This is a genomic window from Falsiruegeria mediterranea M17 (genome assembly GCF_900302455.1).
Lineage (GTDB): Bacteria > Pseudomonadota > Alphaproteobacteria > Rhodobacterales > Rhodobacteraceae > Falsiruegeria > Falsiruegeria mediterranea.
Genome location: NZ_ONZG01000022.1, coordinates 12459 through 38619 on the forward strand (window position 1 = coordinate 12459; position 26161 = coordinate 38619).

Annotated in this window: 26 protein-coding genes and 1 pseudogene; 16 read left to right on the plus strand and 11 right to left on the minus strand. The window is 57.6% G+C overall.

Annotation, left to right across the window (positions count from 1 at the left end; all coding sequences use genetic code 11):
• The 5 genes and pseudogenes from TRM7615_RS24435 (at position 1) to TRM7615_RS24455 (ending at position 5653) form a co-directional block, all read left to right on the plus strand.
• Entirely contained in the window at positions 1 to 1755 is a 1755-nt protein-coding gene (locus TRM7615_RS24435) for an arylsulfatase (RefSeq protein WP_108792596.1), read from the plus strand.
• Positions 1756 to 1812: 57 nt separating this feature from the next.
• On the plus strand, positions 1813 to 2634 hold the full coding sequence (locus tag TRM7615_RS24440) for a type 1 glutamine amidotransferase domain-containing protein (protein WP_108792597.1): 822 nt from the start codon (positions 1813 to 1815) through the stop codon (positions 2632 to 2634).
• 119 nt (positions 2635 to 2753) lie between these two features.
• A pseudogene (locus TRM7615_RS24445) lies at positions 2754 to 3740 on the plus strand (glutathione S-transferase N-terminal domain-containing protein); the annotation flags it as partial.
• Between the two features lie 70 nt (positions 3741 to 3810).
• A complete protein-coding gene (locus TRM7615_RS24450) occupies positions 3811 to 4506 on the plus strand; it encodes a hypothetical protein (protein ID WP_164658122.1) in 696 nt (231 codons plus the stop codon).
• 61 nt (positions 4507 to 4567) lie between these two features.
• The gene (locus TRM7615_RS24455) at positions 4568 to 5653 is read left to right on the plus strand and encodes a DUF2855 family protein (RefSeq protein ID WP_108792600.1); all 1086 of its coding nucleotides are present in this window, start codon (positions 4568 to 4570) and stop codon (positions 5651 to 5653) included.
• Positions 5654 to 5704: 51 nt separating this feature from the next.
• Here TRM7615_RS24455 and TRM7615_RS24460 read toward each other — a convergent pair whose 3' ends face one another.
• Together TRM7615_RS24460 and TRM7615_RS24465 are read right to left on the minus strand one after the other, a co-directional pair.
• Positions 5705 to 6865, minus strand: a complete 1161-nt coding sequence (locus TRM7615_RS24460; protein ID WP_108792601.1) for a glutathione S-transferase N-terminal domain-containing protein — start codon at positions 6863 to 6865, stop codon at positions 5705 to 5707.
• 21 nt (positions 6866 to 6886) lie between these two features.
• Positions 6887 to 8530, minus strand: a complete 1644-nt coding sequence (locus TRM7615_RS24465; RefSeq protein ID WP_108792602.1) for a sulfatase-like hydrolase/transferase — start codon at positions 8528 to 8530, stop codon at positions 6887 to 6889.
• 221 nt (positions 8531 to 8751) lie between these two features.
• On the opposite strand from TRM7615_RS24465, the gene TRM7615_RS24470 reads away from it, so the two are divergent.
• Positions 8752 to 9549 (plus strand): glutathione S-transferase C-terminal domain-containing protein, encoded by a 798-nt coding sequence (locus TRM7615_RS24470; protein WP_164658126.1) that lies wholly within the window; start codon positions 8752 to 8754, stop codon positions 9547 to 9549.
• Here TRM7615_RS24470 and TRM7615_RS24475 read toward each other — a convergent pair.
• Together TRM7615_RS24475 and TRM7615_RS24480 are read right to left on the minus strand one after the other, a co-directional pair.
• Positions 9546 to 10433 carry an SUMF1/EgtB/PvdO family nonheme iron enzyme gene (locus tag TRM7615_RS24475; protein ID WP_108792604.1) on the minus strand — a complete coding sequence of 296 codons (888 nt, stop codon included), beginning with the start codon at positions 10431 to 10433 and terminating at the stop codon, positions 9546 to 9548. The genes TRM7615_RS24470 and TRM7615_RS24475 overlap by 4 nt on opposite strands.
• Positions 10434 to 10437: 4 nt before the next feature.
• Positions 10438 to 11043 (minus strand): TetR/AcrR family transcriptional regulator, encoded by a 606-nt coding sequence (locus TRM7615_RS24480; RefSeq protein ID WP_108792605.1) that lies wholly within the window; start codon positions 11041 to 11043, stop codon positions 10438 to 10440.
• 230 nt (positions 11044 to 11273) lie between these two features.
• Here TRM7615_RS24480 and TRM7615_RS24485 point away from each other — a divergent pair, with 230 nt between their 5' ends.
• From TRM7615_RS24485 to TRM7615_RS24495, 3 genes are read left to right on the plus strand one after another with little or no spacing between them, the layout of a single operon-like run.
• Complete coding sequence (locus TRM7615_RS24485) at positions 11274 to 11555, plus strand: hypothetical protein (RefSeq protein ID WP_108792606.1); 282 nt, start codon at positions 11274 to 11276, stop codon at positions 11553 to 11555.
• 46 nt (positions 11556 to 11601) lie between these two features.
• A complete protein-coding gene (locus TRM7615_RS24490; protein ID WP_108792607.1) occupies positions 11602 to 12858 on the plus strand; it encodes a DsbA family protein in 1257 nt (418 codons plus the stop codon).
• Between the two features lie 41 nt (positions 12859 to 12899).
• Positions 12900 to 13685: an enoyl-CoA hydratase/isomerase family protein gene (locus TRM7615_RS24495; RefSeq protein ID WP_207775273.1), complete on the plus strand. Its 786-nt coding sequence runs from the start codon at positions 12900 to 12902 to the stop codon at positions 13683 to 13685.
• Positions 13686 to 13927: 242 nt separating this feature from the next.
• Here the strand turns inward: TRM7615_RS24495 and TRM7615_RS24500 are convergent, their stop codons facing one another.
• Positions 13928 to 14215 carry a hypothetical protein gene (locus TRM7615_RS24500; protein ID WP_108792608.1) on the minus strand — a complete coding sequence of 96 codons (288 nt, stop codon included), beginning with the start codon at positions 14213 to 14215 and terminating at the stop codon, positions 13928 to 13930.
• Positions 14216 to 14378: 163 nt separating this feature from the next.
• On the opposite strand from TRM7615_RS24500, the gene TRM7615_RS24505 reads away from it, so the two are divergent.
• From TRM7615_RS24505 to TRM7615_RS24520, 4 genes are all read left to right on the plus strand, one after another.
• Complete coding sequence (locus TRM7615_RS24505) at positions 14379 to 14705, plus strand: hypothetical protein (RefSeq protein ID WP_108792609.1); 327 nt, start codon at positions 14379 to 14381, stop codon at positions 14703 to 14705.
• A gap of 64 nt (positions 14706 to 14769) precedes the next feature.
• The gene (locus TRM7615_RS24510) at positions 14770 to 15348 is read left to right on the plus strand and encodes a lytic transglycosylase domain-containing protein (protein WP_108792610.1); all 579 of its coding nucleotides are present in this window, start codon (positions 14770 to 14772) and stop codon (positions 15346 to 15348) included.
• Positions 15348 to 15671, plus strand: a complete 324-nt coding sequence (locus tag TRM7615_RS26065) for a VirB3 family type IV secretion system protein (protein WP_222850557.1) — start codon at positions 15348 to 15350, stop codon at positions 15669 to 15671. The genes TRM7615_RS24510 and TRM7615_RS26065 overlap by 1 nt, the downstream gene beginning before the upstream one ends.
• Positions 15661 to 18009: a VirB4 family type IV secretion/conjugal transfer ATPase gene (locus TRM7615_RS24520; RefSeq protein ID WP_306417742.1), complete on the plus strand. Its 2349-nt coding sequence runs from the start codon at positions 15661 to 15663 to the stop codon at positions 18007 to 18009. Before TRM7615_RS26065 ends, TRM7615_RS24520 begins: the two co-directional genes overlap by 11 nt.
• A gap of 246 nt (positions 18010 to 18255) precedes the next feature.
• On the opposite strand, the gene TRM7615_RS24525 is transcribed toward TRM7615_RS24520, so the two are convergent.
• Positions 18256 to 19827 (minus strand): tannase/feruloyl esterase family alpha/beta hydrolase, encoded by a 1572-nt coding sequence (locus tag TRM7615_RS24525; RefSeq protein ID WP_108792611.1) that lies wholly within the window; start codon positions 19825 to 19827, stop codon positions 18256 to 18258.
• A gap of 350 nt (positions 19828 to 20177) precedes the next feature.
• Here TRM7615_RS24525 and TRM7615_RS24535 point away from each other — a divergent pair, with 350 nt between their 5' ends.
• From TRM7615_RS24535 to TRM7615_RS25695, 3 genes are all read left to right on the plus strand, one after another.
• The gene (locus tag TRM7615_RS24535; protein WP_108792613.1) at positions 20178 to 20699 is read left to right on the plus strand and encodes a DUF3124 domain-containing protein; all 522 of its coding nucleotides are present in this window, start codon (positions 20178 to 20180) and stop codon (positions 20697 to 20699) included.
• Positions 20700 to 20802: 103 nt separating this feature from the next.
• Complete coding sequence (locus TRM7615_RS24540; RefSeq protein ID WP_108792614.1) at positions 20803 to 22455, plus strand: SLC13 family permease; 1653 nt, start codon at positions 20803 to 20805, stop codon at positions 22453 to 22455.
• Positions 22452 to 22838, plus strand: a complete 387-nt coding sequence (locus TRM7615_RS25695) for a hypothetical protein (RefSeq protein ID WP_165821537.1) — start codon at positions 22452 to 22454, stop codon at positions 22836 to 22838. Before TRM7615_RS24540 ends, TRM7615_RS25695 begins: the two co-directional genes overlap by 4 nt.
• Here TRM7615_RS25695 and TRM7615_RS24550 read toward each other — a convergent pair.
• The 5 genes from TRM7615_RS24550 to TRM7615_RS24570 all read right to left on the minus strand — a co-directional run bounded on the left by TRM7615_RS24550 (position 22777) and on the right by TRM7615_RS24570 (position 26038).
• Positions 22777 to 24594: a relaxase/mobilization nuclease domain-containing protein gene (locus tag TRM7615_RS24550; protein WP_108792615.1), complete on the minus strand. Its 1818-nt coding sequence runs from the start codon at positions 24592 to 24594 to the stop codon at positions 22777 to 22779. The genes TRM7615_RS25695 and TRM7615_RS24550 overlap by 62 nt on opposite strands.
• Positions 24581 to 25171: a MobC domain-containing protein gene (locus TRM7615_RS24555; RefSeq protein ID WP_108792616.1), complete on the minus strand. Its 591-nt coding sequence runs from the start codon at positions 25169 to 25171 to the stop codon at positions 24581 to 24583. The genes TRM7615_RS24550 and TRM7615_RS24555 overlap by 14 nt, the downstream gene beginning before the upstream one ends.
• A 174-nt stretch (positions 25172 to 25345) precedes the next feature.
• Positions 25346 to 25627, minus strand: coding sequence for a hypothetical protein (locus TRM7615_RS24560; protein WP_108792617.1), 282 nt, complete (start codon positions 25625 to 25627; stop codon positions 25346 to 25348).
• Positions 25614 to 25838, minus strand: coding sequence for a hypothetical protein (locus TRM7615_RS24565; RefSeq protein WP_108792618.1), 225 nt, complete (start codon positions 25836 to 25838; stop codon positions 25614 to 25616). The genes TRM7615_RS24560 and TRM7615_RS24565 overlap by 14 nt, the downstream gene beginning before the upstream one ends.
• Positions 25835 to 26038, minus strand: coding sequence for a hypothetical protein (locus TRM7615_RS24570; protein ID WP_108792619.1), 204 nt, complete (start codon positions 26036 to 26038; stop codon positions 25835 to 25837). Before TRM7615_RS24570 ends, TRM7615_RS24565 begins: the two co-directional genes overlap by 4 nt.
• Positions 26039 to 26161: the final 123 nt, after the last annotated feature.

Genomic DNA, 26161 nt, shown 5'->3' on the forward strand with positions numbered 1-26161 from the left:
ATGAAATTCACGCTCGCCGCAACCTTTGCAATCGCCGCTGCCATCCCTGCGATGGCGCAAGAGGCCGCCCGTCCAAACATCCTGCTGGTATTGTTGGACGACGCTGGTTTCATGGATTTCGGTGCCTATGGCGGCGATGCCGCCACCCCCAATATCGACGCGTTGGCCGATCGGGGCGCGATGTTTTCTAGGTTTTATATGTCGCCGCAATGCGGCCCGAGCCGGGCGATGCTGATGACCGGGCGCGACAATCACGAGGTCGGGTTAGGCTCGATCCCTGAAACCCTTTCCCCTGATATGCGCCAATACCCCGGCTATTCAATGCGTTGGGAAGACGGGTTGCCAACCATCGCCTCGCGCCTGAATGAAGAAGGATACCAGACCTTTATCTCGGGCAAGTGGGGCATCGGCGATATCGGGCAGAACCTGCCGCACCGTTTCGGCTTTGACCGCTCTTTCGTGATCGACGCCACCGGGGGCAGCAATTACGACCACACGCCTTATGTGCCACTTTATAATACCACAAATTGGTATGAGGATGGCAAACCGACTACCCTGCCTGAGGGGTTCTACTCGTCTGAGGGCATCGTCGACCGGATGATCAATTATCTCGACGAGGCCGACCCGCAAAAACCGTTCTTCAGCTTCCTGTCCTTCCAAGCAATCCACATACCGATCCAGGTCGCGCCGGAGTACCGCGACCGCTATGCAGGACGTTTTGATGAAGGCTGGGAGGCGATGCGCAAGCAGCGGCTGGAACGCGCTGTCGACTTGGGACTGGTGCCCGAGAGCACGGAATTGGCCCCCCTGCCCGCTTCGTCGCGCGACTGGGAGAATCTGAGCCCCGCGGACCAGAGCTATTGGGCGCGGTCTATGCAGGTCAATGCTGGGATGCTGGAGGCCGCGGATCACCATTTGGGCCGCCTGCTGGCGCATCTCGAGGCGCAAGGTCAGCTCGACAACACTCTTGTTATCGTGACCTCGGACAACGGACCGGAATCCAGTGGGATCGGCAATGCACCCGGCGCCGAAGGCGTGTTTCAGCGCTGGTGGATGCGGCAAACCGGGTGGAACCAGGACTTCGAAACACTGGGGGAGCGCAACACCATGACCTTTATCGGCGAGGAATGGGCCTCGGTTTCGGCCGCGCCTTTTGCGCTGTTCAAATTCACCGCGACCGAGGGCGGGTTGCGCGTGCCGCTTGTCATTGCGGGTCCGGACCTGCCTCAAACCGGCATTCTGGACGGCCGCGCCCATGTCACCGACCTGGTGCCAACCATGCTGGATATTGCCGGGCTGGACCCGGTAGCGCCCGACATTCGCGGCCGCAGCCTCTTGCCCATGCTCAGTGGTGCGCGCGCCGCGGTCTACGGCGACGACGAGGCGGTTGGGTTCGAGGTCAGTGGCAACGCGGCACTCTATCGTGGCAACTGGAAAATCTCGCGGATTCCGACACCGCTGGGTGATGGCAAATGGCATATGTATGACCTCGCGACCGATCCGGGCGAGACCACGGACCTTGCAAGCGCCCGTCCCGAGCTGTTTCAGGACATGCAGAACGAATATCTCAGCTATGCCGACGAGGTTGGCGTGGTGCCTGTGCCTGCGGACTACAACCCGTTCAAGCAGATCAAGAAAAACGTGGTCAGCAAAATGGCGCGCGAACACTGGCCTGGACTGCTTGTTGCCGGGCTGGTCTTGCTTACGATCCTGTTCTTTTCCTTCCGCTGGGTCGGGCGCCGGTTGCGCCCTTGATCGGCCCTTACCCTAGCATAATATGTCATACGAGATGCCAACTTAAGGAGAACCCCAATGTCCTGGCTGAAAATCATCCTCATCGCAATTCCTGTTCTCACCATCGTGGTCTATTTCGGACTGCCGCGGGCGCTGAACATGATGGGCCTTCATCCGCACTACGATATCCCCGAATATGATCTGGCCGGCAAACGCGCCCTGATCATCGCCACCAGCCAGGACACGCTGGGCGACACTGGCAAGGAAACTGGCGTCTTCGGTTCGGAATTGACCGTGCCCTACTATGCCTTCCTTGACGCGGGCATGGAGGTCGACCTCGTCTCGATCAAGGGCGGTGAGATCCCGGTTGAGCCGCGCTCGATGGGCTGGCCTCTGGGCACAGAGGCCGATTTCCGGTTCAAGAAAGACACGGTTGCGATGGCCAAACTGACGAACTCGATCTCTGTCAAAGATGTCGACATCACCAAATATGACGCGATCTTCCTTTCGGGCGGTTGGGGCGCAGCCTATGACTTTGCTCAATCCGAGGAACTGGCAGCGCTGGTGACCGCAGCCAACGCCGATAACGACGTGATCGGATCTGTCTGCCACGGGGCGCTGGGGCTGGTGAATGCCAAAGACACCGATGGAACGCCGCTGATTGAGGGGCGCACCGTGACCGGTGTGACCGATACCCAGATCGACCAGCTGGGCATTTCGATAACCCCCAAACACCCTGAAACCGAACTGCGCGCCGCCAAGGCCAACTTCGAGGCCGACACGGCCTTCCGCGACATGTTCGCCAACCATGTCAGCGTTGATGGCCGCCTTGTGACGGGTCAGAACCAAAACAGCGGTGCCGAGGCCGCACACCGGATGATGGAATTGCTGTCCAAGTGAGAAAGACAGCCCATGGGCAGTCGGCGAGATCGTCGGCTGCCTTTCAGCCCTCCCTGAGATGCAATTCAACCGATTAGCGAAAGAAACGTCCAATGACCGATTAAAAACTCTATGGCGGGTCGATGTCGCCCTTCTCGATGAAAATGCGCGCCTACATGCGGTATCGTCGCATCCCGTTTCAATGGATCACGGACGAACGCGCCAATACAGTCGCGCAAACCAAAGTCGAAACCTATATGGTCCCGGTTCTGGAAGATCCCGAAGGGGTATTTCGCAACGATTCCACCTTTATGATCGATCTGCTCGAAGAGCGGTTCCCCGACAGACGTGCCGAGCCGGAAGATGAGGCCGATGCCTTCCTTGCGTATCTTATCGAAGATTTCGCCGACGAATGGCTACTTTGGCCGTTCTTCATGATGCGTTGGCGGCATGAGGAGGATCGCAAGTTCAACAGCCAATGGATCGTTTACGAATATCTGAGAGGTGACACGACAACGCCGCAATTTGACGGTTTTGCCACCATGTGGGCGGCTCGCCAGACCAAGCTCGTGCGCGCGACATGCGGCGAGCAAGAGATGTTCCCGCTGCATGACGAAAGCCTTGATGCGCTGTTGAAGATCACGGAACGCGCCTTTACCTCTGGCATGTTTCTTTTTGGCACGCGACCGTCGCGCGCTGAATTCGCGCTTTATGGAATACTTTCACAACTCATTCTTGATCACACGCCTTCGGCGCACTTACGCCAGAACTTCAACTTCACCTATCGCTGGACGACTTTGATGGAAGACCTCAGCGGCCGCGAAGGTGCGTGGCAATCCTTGTCGGCAGATCCTGAACGTCTCAAGTCCTCTCCTGTGATTGATCTGCTCAGGCTGAGCGCAAAATACCACTTGCCGCTTTTGCGCGCGAACAGGCGCGCGATGGACGCAGGAGAGAAAATGCTCAGTTTCCCGATCGATGACAGCACCTTTACCCGACGGCCCGCAGAGCGGCATCAAGGTTGCCTACCTGCCCTGCAGGATCGCTACCAAAGCCTGTCCGACGACGCGAAGGCCAATTTGAACAGCGTGCTGACGGATACGGGATGCTTGGACTATCTGGCCTAGGCCCGACAGACCCTACAGGCCCGGCAGCGCAGCAAAGGCACCGAAAAGACTCTGATCTTGGAACAAATCAATGACAAAGCTTCCACCCCAACTCTCGATCGGCGTGCCTGCCGGTGCGATTGCGCCGGCGGCCATGGCGGTGGCTCCCTATTGGGCATGGCCCTGGATTGCTGCTGCGGCACTCTATGCTCTGTTTTTGAGCCACTATCAGAATTGGCGCGGCCCGCTGACACAGGCCGAAGTCGACGACGTCCTCAAGACCATCCAGCCCAAGAATGATCCTGACGGGTTTCGCGCCTTTCTCGAAACCGATGATGGCGGTGAGTTTTTCATGCTCAATCTCATGCTGTTTCCCGACGGCAAGATCGCGCATCCTGATACCGGCGCGCCGATCGAGCCGCGGACACTGGTGCAAAGCTACTCCCGACCATTTATCAAACAGCTGCTCCTGCGCGGCGGGCACCCTACACTTTTAATGATGCGTCATGGCGGGGATGTTGACAGTTGGGGGTCGACCGCCGAGAGCGGCGCACAATGGGGAGTGACCAACGTGATGCGCTATCGCAGTCGCCGCGATCTGGCAAATATGGCCGCCATGTCTGCCTTTGCGGGCATCCACCAGTTTAAGCGCGCAGCCATTCTCGAAAACATCAGCTACCCGAACAAGATGATGATGACGGGTTTTGCCGGTCCGCGGCTTTTCATGGCGACGGCGTTAATCCTAGCCGCAGCGCTCGGCAATCTCGTCATTCAGGCGCTAAGTTAGCGAGAGGCGATATCTCCCAAGTTAATGATTTCGGGTTCTGACCCAGAATGAGGATTTTTGCATGACCACGATCACCGAGCTTTGGACCAACCGCACCGATTTGCGCGACACCAAAACCGGCACGCTCCCCGCCCCCGAACTGAAAGAGGGCGAAGTTCTGATGAAAATCGAGAAACTCGGCCTGACCGCTAACAACGTCAGCTATGCCGTGACCGGCGATAAGATCGGCTATTGGGGTTATTTCCCCGCTGATGAAAACTGGGGCAAGGTGCCTGCTTGGGGCTTTGCCCATGCCGTAGAGAGCAACTGCGCTGAAATTGAGCCAGGCGAACGGGTCTGGGGCTTCTTCCCGCTGGCCAGCCATGTGGTGCTACGCCCGAGCAAGGTGACCGACAGCCGCTTTTTTGACGCTGCCGATCACCGCAGTGCGCTGCCGCCGATGTATAACGCCTATATGCGCACGGGGCCGGAGCCTGAAATCCTGAACCAGTTTGAGGATGAGCGCTGCATCCTTTTCCCGCTCTTCGCGACCTCTTATATTCTGTATGACTTTCTGATCGACAATGATTTCTTTGGCGCGGATCAGGTGTTGATTGGCTCGGCATCCTCCAAAACCGGCTTTGGTCTGGCGCATCTTCTGTTCAACGACAAGACGGTGGGCAAACGTGTTGCTGGGCTCACGTCGCAGGGCAATGTCGCATTTTGCGAAAAGCTCGGATGTTTTGACGAGATCACTGTCTATGGCGCGGAAAACGCGTTGGACGCATCTGTCAAATCCGTTTTTATCGACATGTCTGGAGATGTGCCTTTGACCATACGCATGCACGCGCATTTCACCGACAATATTCTGGCCACATGGGTTGTCGGTGCCACCCATTGGGAGGACGGCGGCAAACCGCCCAGCGACCTGCCGGGCGCAAAACCCGCCTTCTTCTTTGCCCCCACCCATATGGGCAAGCGCGACAAGGAATGGGGCCCGGGCAAGTTCTGGCAAAAGGCTTTTACCGCCAGTATCGGCGTGACACAGGACACCGCGTCGACGCTGGACATCGTGGCGCAGAACGGTGTCGACAAGGTCGCCGCGTCCTGGCTTGCGCTTTTGGACAACAAAGTGCCCGGCAGCTCAGGGTTGATTGTCAGTATCTAGGATCAGGACCTAGCCCAGAGCATTTCGCCTCCATCCGGTGCCAGGCCTGTGTCACAGGTTTTCTTGTTCCGAAGGTGCCTCAATCGGCTCCCATATCTCAAGATGGTCTTGCCACCCGACACGACGTGACACCCGCAGGTCGAGGAATGGTGCAAGGCCGCAACGCTCAAACAGGGTGCGCACTGTCGCTTGCGCCGCCTCGGGGGCATCATCGAAGGCGTCTGTCATGCGTTGCGAAAGGAAATGCCGGTAGGCCTTGACCGGCCCCGGCATCTTGGCCCCGCGCAGTTCGAATTGCGTAATTGCGAAAACCCGGTGGCCTTCGATCACCTCGTTGGGTTGTTTCGCCAGCCACTTATCACAATAGGCATGATGGGCGGCGTATTCGGCGGCGTATTCTTCGGCCACGTACTTAAGCAAAGACAGAAATGTGTCCGGCGGGTTTTCAAGATTCACCATGCCTGTGCCCCACGCCAGCGAAACAGCGTCCTCGATATCCTCGAACGCGTTCATCCGTTCGGTCCAGTCAAAGACAAAAGGCGCGCGTTCCTGCATCAGAGCCAGCGGGAGCCGGTCGCGCCCAAGGTGAGCAAACATCGGGCCAAACAGCGCGTAATCCGCGATTGTCGGACGCCCACCTAAGAGGTAGGGCATCACAGCGAAATGCGCGTTCAGCCGGCCGAGAAAGTCCAGATAGGCCGCCTCGATCTCCGCCGCGTTCTTGGCGTTTGCCCCGATCATCGCAGTATATGTGCGTAAGAGACCCGACAGCTTCTCGAAACCTGCGTCACTTTCCGCTTCGTTTTTGCCCAACGGTAGGGCGTCGCGGAAAATATGCCGAACAAATGGCGTTTGCTCAGGTAAGTTCCAGCGATAGTGCATCGCTGGACGCATGAGGCCCTCGTTGCCGAACAGATCGAATAGGCGGGCGACGACATTCAGTGCTTGGTCTTTGGGATAGACCGAAAACCGGCTCTGTCCTGAGGCCTCAAAGTGGTCAATGATGCGCGCGCCATCCTGCAACAGCGTGCCATCAGGCAGTTCCACCACAGGTATGATACGCCGCCCAATTGCGGGGTAGATTACCTTTAGAGCCCGCTCTGACCCCGGCGCGCGTTCCGTGAACGCAATGCGCTGATGGCGCAGATAGGACCGCACTCTTGCAGAGTATAGCGACAGCTTGCCGCCATAAAAAACCACTTGGTCCGTCATGATTGTTCACCTTTCAGGCAGTTAATTCGGCCAGTAGACAAAGGCATCCCCCGCGACAAACTCGTCAGCCAGATGCTTGTCGATGGCTAGCGGGCCCGCAACGACCGACTGCGCCAGAGGTTGCGAACCCGCCCAATGCGCCTCGATCAGCGCGGTCAGTTCCGCCACCTTTTCCGGCTCTTCATCGATCAGGTTGGTTTGCTCGGTCGGGTCGTCATTCAGATTGAACAGCCAGCCTTGATCGAATCTCGGGTTGAGCTGCAATTTCCAGCCCCCCGCCTGCACCACGCGGTAGTCCGACGTCCCCCAATGGATCGCATCGTCGGGTCGTGTCAGCCGGTCCGACCCGGTCCAGAGCGGCGTCATGTCGTGCCCGTCGATATCGCGATCCACCGGCAGCGCCCCGCCCCCGGCGGACACCAGCGTCGGCATCAAGTCAAGATGCGTCACCGGCGCGTCGATTTTTGTACCCGGAGCGATCTTGCCTGGCCATGTCACCGACATCGGGATTTTTAGCCCGCCTTCGAAAAACGTATTTTTCCAACCGCGATAGGGCGCATTGACCCCGTCAACACCAATATAGTCCGCCGCGCCATTGTCGCTGGACAGAACCAGGATCGTATTGTCGGCAATCCCTTCCGCCTCTAGCTTGTCCATGATGCGACCCACCGAACGATCAAGCGAGTGCATCATCCCCGCATAGACCCGTTTGCGGTGGGGTTGGATATCGCCAACCGCTTCGTAATCCTCTTTCGTGGCTTGCAAAGGCGTGTGCGCGCCCCAGTGCGCCAGATAAAGGAAAAACGGCCGACCCGCGTTGGCCTCGATGGCGCGCACGGCATGTTCAGTAAAATAGTCCGTCAGATAGCCCTTGGGCGCGAACCAGTCGCCACCACCCTGCATCACCGAATATTGCACCCGCGCCCACAAAAACTTGTCGAGGGACGAAAAGGGCAGCTTGGCATTGACCACGTTCGGGTCGTCGACCGGTAGGAAAAGCCCGCTGGCCATCATCAGATCTTCATCAAAGCCCTGGTCTTTGGGCCACATGCCTTCCGCCCGACCCAGATGCCATTTGCCGATATGCATCGTGTGATAGCCAGTATCGCGCAAGATCTCGGCCAAAGTGATCTCGGACCCTGGTAAGCCGCGCGCGTCAAAAGTCGGGTTGGCCGCGTCGGCCGCTTTGTCATAGATGTATTCGGGCCGCCCCATGGGATTGTAGTTGCCGATCATGGCGATCATCCGGCCCATGCCATCGGGCGTGGGCGTCACGTCATAGCCGGTGCTGGATGCATCACGCCCAGTCAGGATCGCTGCCCGTGATGGCGCACAGTTGGCGTGCCCGGCATAGGCATTGGTGAAAATCGCGCCCTTGGCTGCAAGCCGGGCAATATTGGGCGTCGGGGTGATACCCTCGCCAAAGCCGCTAAGGTCATTGATGCCAACATCATCCAGCAGGATGAACACGATGTTGGGTTTGTCGACGGGCAAGGATTCGGTTTTCTCGGGCCCTTTTTCCCAAGTGACTGGACGGTTGGGCCCCGTCTCAGGGAGATCCCGGTTGGCCACAACATAAAGCAGGATATCCATCCGCTTTGCATATCCAACAACACCCGCCACAAGTATCAGCGCCACCGCGCCGAGACTGATCTTTTTCCACATTGGCCTTGTCCTCCCTGACCGGGGCAATTTATTTTGTCATATCTAATGCCAGTTTATCGTGGAAGTTGAAAAGCGCAAGCCCGGTGTCGTTGCGTAATTCCGCAGGGTACGTGCATGGCACCCACTGCATCGCAGCGCGCGATCCGCATATATTGACATATAGCATGTCGATATGCGCAAGGTCGAAATGTCTGAATCAGCGAAACCAATCGAACTTCTTGGTGCACCGGCCTCGCCGTATACACGCCAGTGATCCCGCCACCCGGTTCCTTCAGGACATTATCGAGGATTACGCCGACGAATGGCTGAGCAAGATGATGTTCCACTATCGTTGGGCGGTGCCGGAAAAAAATGCCGATCATGTCGCGCCGCTGCTGGTCTACTGGATGATGCCCCAGGCCACGGAAGGCCCCGCCAATGCCTTTGCAGCAAGTTTTGCCGCTCGCCAGATCGGGCGACTTGGCGTCGTGGGGTCGAAAGATACGACCGCCGCGATCATCGAAGCCAGCTACCTGCGTGTCCTCAAGCTTCTGGATAGCATCGTCGCGTCCCGGCCGTTCCTGTTCGGCACCCGCCCCTCGGCCGCCGATTTCGCCATTCTCGGCCAGTTCACACAATTGCTGACGATCGAGCCGACCTCTGCCGCGATCGCGCGCGAAAACGCGCCGCGCCTGCGCGCCTGGATCGACCACCTGGAAGACGCTACCGGTTACGCCGCTGACGAAAACGGCTGGCTGTCTCGCGACGAGGTGGCCACCACCCTGCGACCGTTGTTCTGTGAGATCGGCAAAACCTATGCGCCCTTCTTGCAGGCCAATGCCACCGCCCATGCGGCGGGTGAAAAACAGGTCACGTTAGAGATCGACGGAGCACCCTGGACACAGGCCACGTTCCCCTATCAGGCCAAATGCCTACGGGTTTTGCGCGACAGCTTCGCCGCGCTTTCGACGCAAGACCAGACCGCAGTGCGCGATGCATTCGACGGCACCGGCTGCGAAGTGTTAACGACACCCCCCTAACCCGGATCCTTCACAATGCGAAACCCAGTATGCGCGGTCGAAAAATCGGGCTCCAAGCTTTCGCGGGCGGCGGCGCGGTAGCTGCGGCAGTAGTTCGAACCGCACAGGTATGACCCACCCTTGATGGTGAACTGCGGGCTGCCGTCGCCGAAGGGGGTTTCGGTCCATTCCCAGACATTGCCGATCATGTCATGGGCCCCGATCAGGCTGGCACGGTAGCATCCCACCGGGGCGGTTCCCGCAAACCCATCTTCGGCAGTGTTCAGCACAGGGAAAATACCGTTCCAGGTGTTGGCCCGGATCTCGCCATCGGGGCCGCGAAGACCAGATTCCGGATCGCCGGGGTCAAAGAGGCCAAGGCTCGCGGCATATTCCCACTCAATCTCATTGGGCAAACGCCCCTCGGCCCAGGCTGCATAGGCACGCGCATCCGTCAGGCTGACATGCACCACCGGGTGGCGGCCCAGCCCGGCAATATCCGACCCCGCCCCGACTGGTGTGCGCCAGGTCGCGCCCTCGTCCAGCTTCCACCAGGACAGAAGGTCCGAAGGCGTCTCGGTCTCGATAAACCCCACCGAACCGCCGTTTTGTTCGGCCTCGGTGACATAGCCAGTGGCGGCCACGAAAGCGGCGAACTGGTCATTCGTCACCTCGGTGACCGACAACGAGAACGGCGAGACATGCAGCTTGATCGGTCCGCCTTCTTCGGGATAGATCGCGTCGGCACCCTTGACGAACCCGCCGCCCGGCACCTGCACGAACCCGCCAATGCTATCGTCAGCCAGAACGCAGTGCCGTGATGGATCGTCACCGTGCGGCCACCAGATGGACGCAGCCGCCAAACCAAGAGCCATCAGGCCAGACACCGAAACCCGCCAACGCATCCCGCTATCCGGCGCTAGCGATCAAAGCTTCGACAGTGCGGCGCACAACCGCCTGCGCCGCATCAGCGGACAGCCCACGATCCATGCGCATGTTGATCCAGCAACCAACCCCCAACACTTCATTCAGAGAATTGAAACACGCCTCATCCGCGGTAATGTTCTCCGGCAACACCGCCCTCAGGGAAGCGCCCTCAAGTTCAAGAACCTGTTGGTATTCTTCTAGCAGGAATTTCGACTGGAAGCGGCACAACGATGCAGACAGGCGGACCGGCAGGATGTCTTCCCAGACCGCGACGCGGCGCGCGATATTCTCGTCCAGCTGACCCCGCCAGTCGGTTGCCGTGTAAGGCTGCAGGAACCGCGGCAGCAATTCTTTCTGCATATCGCCCGCGATTTCGCGCAGCAGGCTTTCCATGTCATCGATATGGCGAAACACCGTGCGCATGCTCAGGCCCGAATGTTCCGAGATATCAATGGCCCGCGGGGCATAGTTTCCGGCACGGATCAGGGTGAGGATCGATGTCTTGATCTTGTCCCGGCTGCGCGCACTGCGCTGCTTGCGACCGTCTGTTTTTTCTTTTTTTGCAACGGGTTCTGCCTTGACTGCCACTGTTGCATTCCTTTCAGGTCAACCATTCCCAACACCCTATTTGAATGGCTTCCAAAATGCCAGCACTTAGAAAAACGATCGCGCCAGTCCGGTTGAGGGCTTTGATTGTAACGCCCTTAAACATTTTATTGACATATATAATGACATTACTTTAGGCATTTCGCAAGAGACGGAAGGTCGCCGAAAGACCAATACTTAACGGCGCGCTTCACATCGACAGGAGGTTACCGATGAAAACAGTCACAATCTTCGCATTCGCGTTAGCAATCAGCGCAACAGGCGCACAGGCCGGATGGAACGAGGCCGATGCCTGCGCTGCCGGGCTATCCGGCGACAGCAAGTTGATCTACAACAGGGTCAAACCGAAAATCGTGGTTGGCGACACATCAGGCAACGAGGCGCGGATCAAATCAACCGTCAAGGACATGGTGTCCAAAGACGAAGTTGCCTTTTTCGGGGTCAGGGGCAAAGCCAAACAGGCCGTGGCGTGCCTGCAAAAGGTGAATTCCTGAATCCTGGAAACCATGCGCCGGGTCGGACCTGGAAAGATAGGTATTCATGTCCTTTGACAGCCTGATCAAATCGCGCATCATTGCCCATATCACGAGCGAACCACGGCAATTGCGAAAGCGGGCCGCTTTCGAGCGACAGCGCCTGCGCCTGCGCCGAGGTGCAGCGCATGTCGTCGACTATTTCCATGACGTCTCTGATCCATACTCTCATCTCACGGCACAGGTCCTGCGCCGGTTTCAGGATCGTTATGAGATCGAGCTTCGCCCCCACCTGATCTCCGCGCCGCCAGACTGGGCCGCACCGGACCGGACGGCGCTGGAAAGTTATGCACGGCTGGATGCCGCGCGGCTGGCTGCAAAGGCAGGGCTTGCCCTTCCCGCCACGACGACCCCGCCAACAACCGAAAGGCTGGACCATGCCCGCGCCCTTGTGGCCGCTGCCTTGCCTCGGCCCGATTTCGCTCAGACCGCGATCGCCGTCGGCACCGCCTTATGGCGAGGCGAGGCTTTGCCGGACGCCCCTGTGACCAAACCGGCCACAGAGATGGCACAAGGCGACGCGCGGCTGGAACAGCTGGGGCACTATCTTGGTGCAACATTCCACTATGGCGGCGAATGGTACTGGGGCATTGACCGGTTGCATTACCTGGAAGCCCGATTGCGCGGGCAAGGCGTGGCCAAACCGGACGCGCTAGCAGATCCAATATACGCCCCGCTCTCGCCCGATGCGACGTCCCCTGCCCCGCCGGGCACGGTGATCGAACTTTTCGCCTCTTTTCGCAGCCCCTATTCCTATCTCGCCTTTGACCGTGCCCGCGAATTTGCCCGGGCCCGTGGCGCCGAACTCCGCTTCCGCCCGGTCCTGCCAATGGTCATGCGCGGCTTGGCCGTACCTCAGGCAAAACAGTTCTACATCCTGCATGACGTCGCCCGCGAAGCCCGACGGCTGGGTATCCCGTTTGGCCATGTCTGTGACCCGCTTGGAAAGGCGGTCGAGCGCGGCTATGCGCTGATCGGATACGCACGCGAGGCCGGGCGACTGGACGATTATGCCTCAAGCTTTCTGCGTGGCGTCTGGGCCGACGGGATCGACGCCAAAACAAACCGCGGCCTTGCCCGGATTGTCGAACGGGCCGGGCTGGATTGGGACAAGGCAAAACCACACCTTCAAAGCGACAACTGGCGCGCGGAAGTCGAAGAAAACCGCCGCGCCCTGACCGCACTGGGCCTTTGGGGCGTGCCCAGTTTCCGCTACGGCGATACCGTATTTTGGGGCCAGGACAGGCTTTGGCTGCTTGCTTGAAGCCGGCACTGTCCCGCAAGGAAAACGACTAGGAAACGACATTGAGCGCTGTATTACTGAACATAAAAAACCATGTCGCCACATTGTCCAACAATGATGCGCCCTATAACCGCATGACCCTTGAATACATGGACGAGCTTGAGCGTCTGGTCCCGGAACTGGGCGCTGACAACTCTGTTCGCGCGCTTGTGTTTACATCAGAGGGCGAAGACCACTTTTCGGTTGGCATGAATCTGAAGCAGATTCCCGAGGGCATCGAACGCAAGGGATCATTGGAGGCGGTTCTGGACCAACGCCTGCGGGTCCTCGATCTCATCGAGAACCTGGGCAAACCCAGCATAGCAACATTGTTTGGTTATTGTTTGGGGGGCGGGCTTGAACTACCGCTGGCCTGTCATTTCCGGCTCGCTGCGGATGCGGGCGCTCAGATCGGCTTGCCGGAGATGGATCTCGGCACGGTCCCCGCTTGGGGCGGCTCTGGCCGCCTGCCGAGGGTGGTTGGCCGCGATGTTGCGCTCGATATGATCCTTCGGGGACGAAAAATTTCCGGAGAAGAAGCCCTGAAGTTTGGGTTGGTCATGGATACTTGCCCGGTCACCGAGATCAAGGCACGGGCACAGGCTCTAGGAGAGGAACTTGCAAAGCAGCCGCGTCTTGCTGTGAAAGGCGTGCTCGACACCATCGTTGGCTTTGAGGCGAAAAGCTTGCAGCAGTCAATTCTTGATGAACGGGCAGCGGTGCTGCTCACGCGTAACACAGCAGATTCCCAAGAGGGCATGCTGGCGTTTCTCGAAAAACGGGAGCCTGTCTTTAACAAGGATGATTGACTTGTCCGCGTCTCGCCCATTCACGCGCTATGCGTCGAAAGTGTTGTTTGGATGAGGCCGTCGAAACCGACCGGCAACGGTCGCTTCTGCGCCTTGGGCTACGTTGCGGCGTAGAGCTCGCTGCATATGCAAAGCAATGCTGCGCGAGCAGTAGCTGCGCCTGCACAAGTCCGGAAAGTCCGCACTGGCGACCTTCGCCGCCGCCTTATTGAACGGCAGCTTTCTCCACGTGAGGACGGGCGTTATTTCCTCACGCCGTCCACAAGCTCCAAAACGCGCGCGTACTCTTCGCTGATCTCGCGCGCCTGCTCGAAGACCTCACGCCGCTGCTGATCTAGACAACGGAAGTACCGCTCGACATCGGCAAAATACGTCTCCGCATCGCGCCTCAACAGGTCAGCATATTCCTGCACGTCATCCGCATTAGTCGGCATCCAGGGCTGCACAGGCGGCAGGCAACTGCCCGCGGCCGAAGCAGATCCCCAGCTTAGAAGGACCATAACCGCCCACGTTTGTTTCAAAAGCGCCATATTATCTTGGCTAAGCCACTCCGTTGCAGTAAATTTGTTTCAACGCATGAAGGGCGCAATAACTCAAATTGCACCTATTGATTGCAAGATTATAATATTGTATCGGTTCGGTAGTCCATGAGGGACTGCCGGGCTAATGCACAATTCTGCAAGGCTCGATCCTATGAATTTGATGCAAGACGCCCCTAATGTTGTCAGTGAAGACGGGCTGCGCACGCTGCTTGCCGAGGGTCATTCGGCGGATGTTGTGTGTCGGGTTACGCCCAAACGTACAGGTGCTCAGTGGTCCGGAGTTTGGACCGTGCATTGCGTCTCGTCAGATGGCGAGACGCGCCGCCTGCTCGTCACCGCGCGCAACAACATGACTGCCAGGGAATTCAAGACAATCAACGGCTTATCGAGCTTCCTTGCAGGGCTGGGCGTTTCGATCATTTCTATCCCGATGTTTGAGGGCAAAGTCGCCTCGCATCAGCTGGACGACGTCGACTAAGCTACTTGCATTTGGTACTTCGCTTCTCGCTGCGCCAGCTTACTCTGAAGGCTTCGTGCTCTCCATGCGCACCGATGGCCAGTTGGAGACAAAAGCACCACAATCCGGTTTCGCGCAAAGCTATATCGACGGGATTGGCGCGAACCCACCAGAACTGATTGTGTTTTCAGCTCCTGAGCCTGAAGCTCCGCCACGTGCATCCGCCCGCGCGATCCCCCGTCCCGAAATCCTCGAAGCCCTTGAAAGTACCGCGCATCGCTATGGCGGACACCCTGCCCTACGCCGCGCCGGTCTATCTGTGTCTGACTGGCGCGCGCTTTTCCAAGCCAATATCGAGATCGAAAGCGCCTATCGCCCGAATGCGCGCAGTTCCGCAGGTGCGATTGGCCTCGGGCAGTTGATGCCTGCGACAGCTGTGCAGCTTGGTGTCGATCCCCATAACTGGCAGGCCAACCTGGACGGCTCTGCCCGTTACCTTCTGATGATGCTTGCCCAATTTGGCACGCCAGAACTTGCACTTGCAGCTTACAACGCGGGGCCTAACGCGGTCACGCGCTACGGCGGCATTCCTCCCTACCAAGAAACCCAAAATCACGTGCGCCGTGTCATGGCCGTGCGTGATCGACTGACTGGAGCCTCATGATGCACACACAAATCCGCATGATCCTTTCGCTGGCTCTGGCCAGTTTGATGATTGCCAATCCCGCACTCGCGCAAAGTATCGACCTCTCGCCGGTGCAGAATCTTCTACAAGGCATCGTCGACACAATCACAGGCCCCTTTGTGTTGCTGTTTCTCTGGGTTCAGAGCTGGCCGGTGATCATCATCGCAGCCGTGGCCTATCCTGCGCTGTGGAAAGCGGCGGATTGGGATCCGGCCTTTCTTGAAGTGATGGTCACCGCTTTGCAGGAAACGCCCCCTACGCCGAACCGCAAGATCCATTCGGGGGACAGCTATGCTCCGTGATCCTTCGGATGATCTTGCCATGCTGCCAGAATGGGCGCGCAAAGAGCGGCCGATGGCCAGCATGCTGCCCTATGTCAGCCTCGTGAATGACGTGACGATCCGCACGCGCGGCAATGCCCTTTTCCAGTGCATCCGCCTTGACGGCGTCAACAGCATGACCAGCGAGGACGCGCATTTGGAGAAGATCCGCGCGCTCTTTGCGGCGATCATCGCGCAGATCGGGCCGGAGTACAGTTTCTATGTGCACAAGGTTTCAAAAGCGATTGAGACTGCCTTGCCGCCGGTTCGCGAGGAAGGGTTTGCGCAAGAACTGGATACCCGCTGGCAAACGGCGATGGCGCGGGCGGGCCTGCGGGACAAAACGCTCACACTCACGGTTTTGAAACGTCCTCCCCTGCGCGCAAGGCTGCACCTGAAACGCGCGGATTCGATCGCACAGCTGAAAGACCAGACAGCCAAGCAGTTGCGCAAACTCGAGGAAGTCGTCGGGTTTCTGCGATCGTCCTTTGCCGAGATGAACCCGCGTCTTCTTGGGGCCAAAAGCGGCGAACTGTTTGGTTTCCTCGGGGCGCTCAACATCGGCCAAGAGCGACCGCTCTTCGCAAAATCCCGCTTTGGCATCATTGCCGAGGATGTGGCAAACACCCGCGTCACGTTTCAGGGGCGAGGTTTTGCGCTCGACGATGGGACGACGGGCAAGCGGTTTGGTACCAGCTTTGCTATCAAGACCTATCCGGCCAAAACCAACTGCACCATGTTCGATGAGCTGAACCTGCCCGTCGGCATGGTGGTCACGCACTCCTTCACGCCGATCAACAGCAACATCATGGCCAGCCGGATCAAACGCCAACAGCGCCTGATGAAGGCCAGCGATGACGGCGCGATTTCTCTTGCTGAAGAACTGGTCGACGCGCTGGACGATCTGGAATCCAAGCGCCTCAGCTTTGGCGATCATCACATGACCGTCACGGTTTTCGCCGAGACCGAGGAAAAGCTGGAAGCAATCGCCGCCGAAGTACGCAACATCGCGGCCAGTGAAGGCGTAAACCTGGTGAACGAAAGCTTCGCTGCGCGAACTCACTATTTCGCGCAGCATCCGGGAAACGGACAGATGCGCAGCCGCAAGGCCGCCATCACCAACACAAACTTTGCCGATCTCGCGGCGCTTCATCGCGGTCAACTTGGAAAGGCTGGCCATCATGTGCCCTGGGGCAAACCAATCTCCCTCTTCCCGACGCCTGAACGCTCGGGCTTCCTGTTCAACTATCATGAGACGGGTCAGCCGGACAAAGAACCGACAGGCGGGCACACCTTGATCCTCGGCCGTCCTGGCTCAGGCAAATCGGTGCTGTCGGCCTTCCTCATGACCCAAGCGCGTCGCTGCGACGCGCGCGTCTTTGTCTTCGACTATCGTGCGGGTATGGAAATGGCCGTGCGGGCCAATGCGGGGCGATACAGTGCCATCAAGGCAGGTGAATCGACCGGCCTGAACCCGCTGTGCACGGAAATCGATGGGCGCGGGCAAGCCTGGCTGTCTGATTGGCTGGCCACGCTACTGCATCGCGCCGACAAGCCTCTGAGCCCGTTTCAGATCAACCGCATTCAGGAGGTGGTGCGCCAGAACGCCGGGGCGAGCGATGCCGCCCTTCGCAACTGGCAGGATCTGGCCTCGCTCTTTGTGGCGGGGGCTGATGAAGGGGATCTGTTCGAGCGGATTCAGGAATGGACCGCTGATGGCCGCTACGGTTGGATTTTCGGGCAAAGCTCTGAGGATACCTTCTCGCTCGATGGTGATGTCGTCGGGTTCGACCTGACCGGCATTCTCGACAGCGAAAGCGAGAAAGAGCGCATGGCGGTCCTCTCTTACCTGTTTCGGCGGGTGGAACGCGTGATCGAAGATCGCAAGCCGACGCTGATCATCATCGATGAAGCTTGGAAAGCGCTGGATAACCCGTATTTCGCAGACCGGCTGAGCAACTGGCTGGTCACGGCGCGCAAACAGAACGCGGTCGTCGTGATGATGACCCAATACGCAAGCCAACTCGAGAAAACCCGCACCGGCAAGACGATTGTCGAGGCTGTGCCGACGCAGCTATTGCTTCCAAACATCCGCGCCTCGACCAGTGATTACGCGATGCTGGGGCTCACTAACAAAGAGCTCAGCGTTTTGCTCGGCACGGGTAGCAACTCTCGCCTAGCGCTGGTGCGTGACGATCAAGGCTCGGTCGTGATCAATGCGGAAGGCAAGCGTCGAGGCGATGCAGATTGCCGCACCTGCCGCAAACGCCCTGACATGTCCAATCGCGCTCAGCCAGCCTGCGATGTAAAAACAGCCTAAGAGAAACCCAAGCGAATAAAATGCGGGTGCAAGTGCTGCTGCCTCTTGTGAAGCGCCGGTCTCGGCAAAATAGAGAGCAACGAGCGTGCCGGAGGCTGCGGTGACAAGTTGAACCGCAGCCATTGCAACAAAAAGCGATCGCAAGGTCAGCAGTCTTTCTTTGAACGGGTCCATCTATTGCTCTTATTTAGGGGGCGTGTTGTTGGGAACCAAAGCCGCGGAGGCTGCGCTTGGGCAGCCGTCACGTCATTCAGGAGTATGGCATGAGAAGCTATCGGCGACATTGGGATCGCCATTGCCGTCGTAGGTGACAATGGATGGATGTGCGCAGATGATACGTCCCCCTCCGGTCGCCTGGCGTGTGAGCGGATCCACGAATGGGGCGTGGAGTTGATCTGGGGCAACGCCCGAGTCGAGCCAGTCTTCCAATGCGGCGATGTAGTTGGTGCCGTCCGGGCCGGGACCATTTGCGCAATGCGTTACCCCCGGCCGAATGAACAAGCGCACATCTTCGTGCGCTGTCGCGTCAAAGTTCAAGACATCCTCATAGTAATCGATGGTTCCGAAAGCTGACAGTGATCCATCCATCCACCCATTGTCGAGGATGAGCTTGCCACCTTTGGCCCGGAACCCAGAAAGGTCAGGACTATTCGCATCAAGCGTTGTGCTCAGACGTGCAGCGTGAAAAGCAAAATCAGCAAAATCATACCCCTCATAGCTCCATTCGGGATCGCTGTAGAAGAAGTACTTCATCATCTGCGTTGCGAACCCCCAAGTGGCATTGGGAATGGGAGGCATTTCAAATGCATCACCGTCGCTTTCACCTGGGTGGAAGTCGAGGTCATTACCTTCGACAAACCCTCCGGTGGTCCACATCGACCATCCGAGCGGGTTGCCAGGCAGCTCAGCGCCCATCGGCATACCTGGCCAGGATGTACCGCCAAATTCCACCTCACGAAAAAGATCTTCGGCCACTCGAACTTGATCTTCTGTTAGGCATTGGTTGCTGCCCACCTCACCGCATTGAAGGCTTGCGACCTCAAAGTCACATTGCCGCGGGTCGTTCAGGATCCCATCCTTCAGCCCGTCAATTGTGTCGCACCTCGCCATAATCGCGTTCCCAATCAGGGCCTGAGCCTCGCCATCAATGACAGGAGCGGAGATTTGGGTCGGGTCGGGAAACATGTTCATAGCGTCATAGGTCCAGCGACCGGCCATTTCCTTGGTCCAATAATAGGCTGGCGCCCCGGCATAGATCCCCTCAAATAATTCTGGAGAACGTTGCGCTACCATCATCGCTTGCCCACCACCGCGGGAACATCCTACGAAGAGATTTCTCTGGATATCGTCCCCATAGTACTCTGCAATGATTGCTTTGGAGGTGACTGCCGTCCGGTGCACCGCCTGAAACCCGAAATTGACCTGCCGCTCCAGATTATTAAGGGCCCAGGAAGCGACAATGTTGTTGCCTTTGTGCCCAGTGTCTGTCGTGACGGTCGCCCAGCCGTCGGTAAGGATATTTGCCATCCGCAAAGCTGCGTTGTTGAAATCGCCTGAGAAGCCACCCCCACCGCCCATGACGAACTTGCCATTCCAGTCATCCGGCAAAAGGAGCTCAAACCCTGTCTCTGTCCCAAGTTCCCCAACCACACGGCAATGAGGGGCGGGAGAAGTCACAGTCTCCGCAGTTAGGATCCTAACATCGGGCACAACTGGGATGTCCGCAGCATTGCATTCACCAGCCATCGCCTCAGAAGTCAGAGCAACACAGGCAATAGACAAGCTGGCCGCGACGTTTATTGGTTTCCTACGACGCATATTGAGGCTCCTTTAGAGACAATGATTGGCGTGTTGAGTGAGTTCCGATGGACGTACAAGGTAACGAACTACTTCAACCGCCGCGAGATGTTGGCCTTGCGAAAAAACATAAAGACCTCAAGGCCATTGAGAAAGCAAATTCATGCGTCTGATTTACGCCTTCAATTTGAGGGCCCTGAAACAGCCGTGCCGAGTGTCGACCCTGACTTTGAACTTGTAGTTGGAGTAATGGAACAGATTGCGGGCCAGCAGTTGGTACGCACCATTAGAAAACCCACTGCAACTCTCTCGCTTTGACTGGCATGCATTTCTGATAGTCGCACTTTCACACCCCCTGAAGTCATGTCACTATGACCCAAACAAACGAGCAAATGGACAGGATGATGCCAAGACTTAAAGAGACCAGAGTCTTTCAAAAACTGCTTGCCCTAATTATGCTTGTCTCCGGCTCAGCTGCAGCTCAGGCGGACAATCAAATTGTCCTATCCAAAGGCGGCACAATCTATGTTCCGGCCTTTTCACAAGTCCCCGTCAGCGATTCTGAGCGGCAGCCCTTGGCTGCAACCTTGGTTGTTCACAACGTCGATGCCCAGGAAAAGATCAAGCTGACGGACGTTCGGTACTATAGCAAGGATGGTACTCTGTTGCGCGATTTTGTCGATGAGCCTTTCCCGCTATCCAGCTTTCAATCGAGTGACTACGTGATTGGCATTCGCGAAAACACTGGCGGAACCGGCGCTAATTTCGTGGTCAGGTGGGAGGCGCCGTCGATGGTCGTTGAACCAATGGCCAACGCCCTGATGGTCGGCGGAACCGGCACTCAGGGGTTGTCTTTTCAAACAAGTGGTAAAGTCATCGAGCGCCATCAATAGCCAACATACTATAGCCGGCAGCAACCAAGCTTCGAAATGTGCCATCCGGTAACCTAGCCCTACCTTTAGCTATTTGACGTTCTAATTCGGAAAAAACCCAGACATGATGGGAGACGCAGAATTTGTCTTTGTTCTGATCGCGGTCGCCGGGGGAATGATGGCAAGCAATCGGGTGCGATATGATCTGGTTGCTCTCATAGTTGTAATCGCGCTGATTGTGTCTGGTGTGCTGACCTCGGATGAGGCGTTGTCCGGTTTTGGCAGTCCAGTTGTCATAATGGTTGTTGGGTTGCTCATTGTCGGCGAAATGCTGGAACGCACCGGCATCGCGCACACCATTGGCAACTTGATCTTGGGATATGGAGGGCGCAGTGAAACACGCTTAACCATATTGTTGATACTCGGAGCCGCATTACTCGGCAGCGTGATGAGTTCTACTGCCGTGGTCGCGATCTTCATTCCCGTCATTTTGAGGATTGCGGCCGACACCGGACTGCAACAATCCCGGCTTTTGCTCCCAATGTCTTATGCCGCATTGATTAGCGGGATGCTCACGTTGATCGCAACGCCACCCAACCTTGTTGTCAGCGATAGCTTGCAAGAAGCCGGTTACGAAGCGCTCGGCTTTTTTAGCTTTTTCCCTATCGGGCTGGTCGTTTTGATGTCCACCATCATCTACTTCTTGGCCTTTGGTCGCAAGCTTCTAACCGGGTTTGCACACGACGCCAGTGAACAGACAATGGGGCGAGCCAAGAACCGGCAATCCACACTGCAGTTTCTGGACGACTACGCTCTGCTGGACCAATTCCACCTTGTCGAAGTGGTCTCGAAGCCAAGAGCCGACCTTGAGGCGATTTTTCATGACAGTGAAGCCAGGGTTCTCGCGCGTAGTCGCCCTTCGAACCAGCACAGTCAATCGGATGCCTTTGTCCCCGGAATGGAGCTTTTACCTGGCGACCAACTCCTGATTTCTGGGACGCGAGATGAACTGGGCAAAGTCTCAGAACTTTCTTCATTTAAATATCTCGGAGCTGTGACCGAGGCCACCGGCCAATGGCGGGAGTCTGTTGGCGTGGCTGATATTCTGGTGCACCCAGAGGCGGCTATCCTTGGTAAAAGCGTAAAGGAATACGCTTTCCGTGACACATATGGTGTCGATGTAATTGGCGTTCTGCGTGGCGGCGAAACTTTGGCGGATCCTTTTGGTACCAGCCTCAAAATCGGGGATTGTTTGCTGATCGCAGGGCCAACAGAGGAGATTGATGCCTTTTTCGACAGAAACCATGATTTTGTACTGCTTCGGGTCCCTAAGGAGCGTGAGGAACGTCCGCTTGTTCCTAACAAATTCCTGACGTCCTTGTTGATCTTGGCCGGCATGGTCGCGTTAAGCGTGTCGGGGGTCGTCCCGGTGGTCGTGGCCGTGATTCTGGCTGCTGTTGCTGCAGTGCTATGTCGCACTATTTCCGCTGATCGAGCGTATCGTTCGATTCACTGGAGCAGCATTGTCCTTGTAGCTGGCATGCTGCCTTTGGCCGATGCGCTTCAAAAAACGGGCGGTGCTGACATGGTTGTTGAGGCCTTGCTGGAAATCGCCGGTGACGGACCACCACAGATGATGATGGCGATGCTCTTTGCGGTGACTGCCGGATTACCGCGCCCTGTCGGAGCCACGATCAAGGCATGCGGGAAGACCTTGGACATGACGAATGGCTTTCGGCTCTTGGGCTTGCCCATTTTGCCAAGGACAAATCCGTGACCGGTCTTGCCGAAAAAGCCATTCCGCTTCATCTCGGACATATGCTGCCAATGGGTTTCACCGAACTTGGTCAGCGCGTCGTTCATCAATACGGCGCTGAGAAGAACACCGGAAGCGGTGCTGATCCCGACGATCAGGTGGACGATCTGAATATCGTCTGGCTGAGATGTCCGAAGGGCCGCGTAACCGCGTGCCAGCATCAAAAAATCGATATCCGCGCCAACCCCGAACCAGTGGAAGGTCAGAAAGGCCGAGGCCAGCACATAGCCCAAAGCAGCGCCGAGCAAGGCAAAGCTGAAAACGCCAAGCGCGATCCGGATCTTACCCATGTGTCACGCCTTTCTCCCCGTCCGCATCAACGTGCCGCTCGCGTTGAACGTTGACCTCTTCATTGGCGATTTCATCAAGAACTTGTTCCATCGCTTCGCTATTCGCCAAGGCGGCATCGCTTTGAAGGTAGGCCTTGGCCGCATAGAGCCGGTCCAGACGGTCGCTCATATGCTCGTCCAGCGGACTCTCGTCGCCTGCCGCGAGGTCAGAGACATGTTCTTTGCCGACCAGTTCTTCCAACTCGACCCGCAAAGTTTCGCGCTCCAAGTCATTCCGGAAAGGATCCGTGGTTGGGTCTTCCCTCTGCCGATCCAAGACTTCCGAAGTGATGGGCGGCAATCGATCGCTGATAATTTCCCGTTCGACGGGCTCCATGTCCTGTGCCACCCCACTGTCTTTGAGGACATTTTCCTCCGCCAACACGCGCCCCAGATCTGTATGGATCTGATCAAGGCGGTCGATCGCTTTTTCGAGCTCATCGGTGCGCGACAGGTCAAAGCCCTCGTCGCCTGCGATTGCCTTCAGATCCTGCCCAAGCCAATGCCGCTCCAAAGCAGCGTTGCCCGCGCCGATTTCAATGCGGCGGGTCACCTCTTGCACACTGATGCCAGTACCTTTCAAAGCGAACTCGACACGCTCAGCCAGATCTGGATCCTGCAATAGGTCTCCAACCTCGGCCCGAATGTTGGCAGCAGAATAAATCCCGCTCTTTGAAGCATCCTCCAGCAATGTGTGAGACTGCGTGCCAATCGGGCTGAGATGCGACAAGGAGCGATAGATGTCGTTCAGCCCGTGTTCGAGCTCGGCACGGCGCTCGACTGGGGCCTCGGCGACAACACGCTCGGCCTGGCCAATCTTGTCATGGAAAGCATCCACGACCTCATCAAACGAACGCTGTTCTTCAGCCATGCCATATACCTTTCCATCTGCTTCAATTGGTTTTCCCTGCGCCAAAAGCGTCGCGGCCTTTTCCAGGGCTGCCGCAATATCAAGTTGGTTCTCGCGCGTGGCCTCTGCCGCTAGGCCGCGATAAAGCCGCGCGTTCTTCGCCACCTCCGCCAGAACGCGGTCAAGCTCTGGTCCTACGCGCTCCCGTTCGCTCAACGCCTGCCCAGTTGCTTTCGCGCCGCGATGTTCAACATCGTTTGGGCTTGTCGTCGTGATCCCACGCTCGACCTTGCGGGTCGCCTCAAGCCGCAGCCCATACCGGTCAGACACTTCCACCATTGCCTCGCGAAAACTGTCGTAGTTGAAGTGGTGCCCCTGCTTAAGAAAGAAGAACTGGCCGTCCTTGCTGCGCCGGTTCAAAACGATATGCGCGTGCGGGTGATCACGGTCCTCGTGCACGGCCACGATATAATCGAAATGGCTGCCTTCGCCTTGAAAGAACCGCTCGCAAATTTCTCGGGTGATATCGGCCACGTCAGCGCCACGCGTACCAATCGGAAAAGCCATCAAGAGGTGCGAGGTATGCCCCAGCTTTGGATGAAACCCCTCGTTCCACTGCGCCGAAAACCGACGTTTGACCTGATCGATTTCTTTGGCTGACAGCACGCTTTGGCCGTCATAGGTGCCACGACTATCGATGATGAAACTCGACTTCGTCGTGAGATATTCCAGCTGGTTGCGCAGCTGCGCTTTGCTGTGCGTCCCGCCGTCGCGGATGCCTTTGAAGATCGCGGGCGAATGCCCCATGGCAGCGCGCGCCATCTGCTTTTGACGCTGACGCGGCGCACTTCCGCGAATGCGGCTCCAGTCGCGATCGAAGAAGGCATCTTGGGCTGCGACAACAGCACTATTCCGTGCCATCGGCAAAGCCTCCCAGAACGCGGGCAACCTCTCCAGACAGAGCGCTGCGGCGACGCTGCGCCATGTCCTGAACCTGGTCCGCAATATTGAAGATCAATCCCGCCAAGGCACGAACCTGGCCATGTGCAGAATTGCCATAGGGTGGCGTTTTGCCCTGGCGCTTCGCCTCGTTCAGGCGCTGTGCAATCTGGTTGATGTTGTTACCGATGCGATTGAGCGAGGCCGACAATCCCTGCATCTGTTCGGCCAACTCGTCATCGGGAACAAACAGGTCATTCGATGCATAGATGAGCCTCCGCAGCCCCTCCGCACGGCTGGCGATGTCATGCCGCGCGAGAGCCGCATCAAAGCCCAAGAGCTCTTTCGGGGTGAGCCGGACATTTACCAATTCAGACCGCACGCGCCCGTCAAGTTTGCGGCTTTGGTCAGCCTTCAATGTGTAGAAGATGCTGCGGGTCGTGACGCCAAAATCACGGGCCAAATCCTCGACCGGGATGCCCTCAGCACGCTTGCGCACAATGGCAAAACGCTGGGTTTGCGTCAGTCGTTTGTGCCGTGGTGCGCGCGGTCGGACCATGTGAAGTAATCACCCCTATTTCTTGCCAGCATCATACAGGCAGCTCCGTTATGGCACTTCGCCATAATTGATTCAATATTATAATATTGCATCAACTGCCTGTATTCCGTTTGGAGCAGCCATCGGCTGCGACCGCCGGGCAAAGCACGGCCACATGCGCAAGGCATGGCACCACTAGTCGTGGTTCCACGCCTCAGCTTCGCCAAGCAATTGCAGCGCTATTGCGCGGGCCGCGCCTTCGGCGCTGGCATAGGTTTGATGATCGGGCAGCTCGTGTAGATCAAAGGGCTGTTGCGGGTCGTCCGGGGTCTCAACTCGGACATAAATCGCCCAGCCATCGATCAGCACCAGATCGTCACAATACTCCTGCCCGCCATCGGGCAGATTGCAAAACCCATGAAGATGCACGCTGGCGCGGCCCTCACGGGCCGCCTGCCTGATGTCAGAATACTTCATGGCAAACCTCGGCGTTTTCCCCGATGAAAAATTCGTCAGGCTTGCCGTTCAGGCGGGTGCCATCCCAACTGGTCAAACCGATAGCCGACCCGTTTCGCGTGAAAGTGATGAGGTATTGCCCGAGGTCATCACGCGTCACCACATACCCGCTGTTGACCCAATGAACGCGGTTGCCCGCGTCCACTGCTGCCTTGATGCCTGCCAAGGTCATCGCAACGCTTCCTCAAGAATTGCGAGAGCCCCAAGGCAATCGTCGATATAGGGCTGCTCCTCGCCCTCCAGATCGTTCAGCTCCAGCCGGTTCAACACCGCGTAAAGCGTTGCGCGGGCCTCACGGGCCGCGCTCCGAATGCTCACTGTGTCCTCTAGACGTGCGGTCGCAAAGTCATCGCTGTGATAATCAGGGATCATGCTGCCACCTCCTTGCTTTGACCTGCTGCTTGCAAAGCAAAGTCGGCAGCTTTCTGCGCTTCAGATGCCGCACGAAAAATCGCCCGCTTGTCCTCTTTGAGCGCTTTCAACCACCCTTCGACA

Coding starts and splice junctions, on each gene's coding strand:
- TRM7615_RS24435 (WP_108792596.1), top strand. CDS start 1: ATGAAATTCACGCTCGCCGCAACCTTTGCAATCGCCGCTGCCATCCCT.
- TRM7615_RS24440 (WP_108792597.1), top strand. CDS start 1,813: ATGTCCTGGCTGAAAATCATCCTCATCGCAATTCCTGTTCTCACCATC.
- TRM7615_RS24450 (WP_164658122.1), top strand. CDS start 3,811: ATGACAAAGCTTCCACCCCAACTCTCGATCGGCGTGCCTGCCGGTGCG.
- TRM7615_RS24455 (WP_108792600.1), top strand. CDS start 4,568: ATGACCACGATCACCGAGCTTTGGACCAACCGCACCGATTTGCGCGAC.
- TRM7615_RS24460 (WP_108792601.1), bottom strand. CDS start 6,865: ATGACGGACCAAGTGGTTTTTTATGGCGGCAAGCTGTCGCTATACTCT.
- TRM7615_RS24465 (WP_108792602.1), bottom strand. CDS start 8,530: ATGTGGAAAAAGATCAGTCTCGGCGCGGTGGCGCTGATACTTGTGGCG.
- TRM7615_RS24475 (WP_108792604.1), bottom strand. CDS start 10,433: ATGCGTTGGCGGGTTTCGGTGTCTGGCCTGATGGCTCTTGGTTTGGCG.
- TRM7615_RS24485 (WP_108792606.1), top strand. CDS start 11,274: ATGAAAACAGTCACAATCTTCGCATTCGCGTTAGCAATCAGCGCAACA.
- TRM7615_RS24490 (WP_108792607.1), top strand. CDS start 11,602: ATGTCCTTTGACAGCCTGATCAAATCGCGCATCATTGCCCATATCACG.
- TRM7615_RS24500 (WP_108792608.1), bottom strand. CDS start 14,215: ATGGCGCTTTTGAAACAAACGTGGGCGGTTATGGTCCTTCTAAGCTGG.
- TRM7615_RS24505 (WP_108792609.1), top strand. CDS start 14,379: ATGAATTTGATGCAAGACGCCCCTAATGTTGTCAGTGAAGACGGGCTG.
- TRM7615_RS24510 (WP_108792610.1), top strand. CDS start 14,770: ATGCGCACCGATGGCCAGTTGGAGACAAAAGCACCACAATCCGGTTTC.
- TRM7615_RS26065 (WP_222850557.1), top strand. CDS start 15,348: ATGCACACACAAATCCGCATGATCCTTTCGCTGGCTCTGGCCAGTTTG.
- TRM7615_RS24520 (WP_306417742.1), top strand. CDS start 15,661: ATGCTCCGTGATCCTTCGGATGATCTTGCCATGCTGCCAGAATGGGCG.
- TRM7615_RS24525 (WP_108792611.1), bottom strand. CDS start 19,827: ATGCGTCGTAGGAAACCAATAAACGTCGCGGCCAGCTTGTCTATTGCC.
- TRM7615_RS24535 (WP_108792613.1), top strand. CDS start 20,178: ATGACCCAAACAAACGAGCAAATGGACAGGATGATGCCAAGACTTAAA.
- TRM7615_RS24540 (WP_108792614.1), top strand. CDS start 20,803: ATGATGGGAGACGCAGAATTTGTCTTTGTTCTGATCGCGGTCGCCGGG.
- TRM7615_RS24550 (WP_108792615.1), bottom strand. CDS start 24,594: ATGGCACGGAATAGTGCTGTTGTCGCAGCCCAAGATGCCTTCTTCGAT.
- TRM7615_RS24555 (WP_108792616.1), bottom strand. CDS start 25,171: ATGGTCCGACCGCGCGCACCACGGCACAAACGACTGACGCAAACCCAG.
- TRM7615_RS24560 (WP_108792617.1), bottom strand. CDS start 25,627: ATGAAGTATTCTGACATCAGGCAGGCGGCCCGTGAGGGCCGCGCCAGC.
- TRM7615_RS24565 (WP_108792618.1), bottom strand. CDS start 25,838: ATGACCTTGGCAGGCATCAAGGCAGCAGTGGACGCGGGCAACCGCGTT.
- TRM7615_RS24570 (WP_108792619.1), bottom strand. CDS start 26,038: ATGATCCCTGATTATCACAGCGATGACTTTGCGACCGCACGTCTAGAG.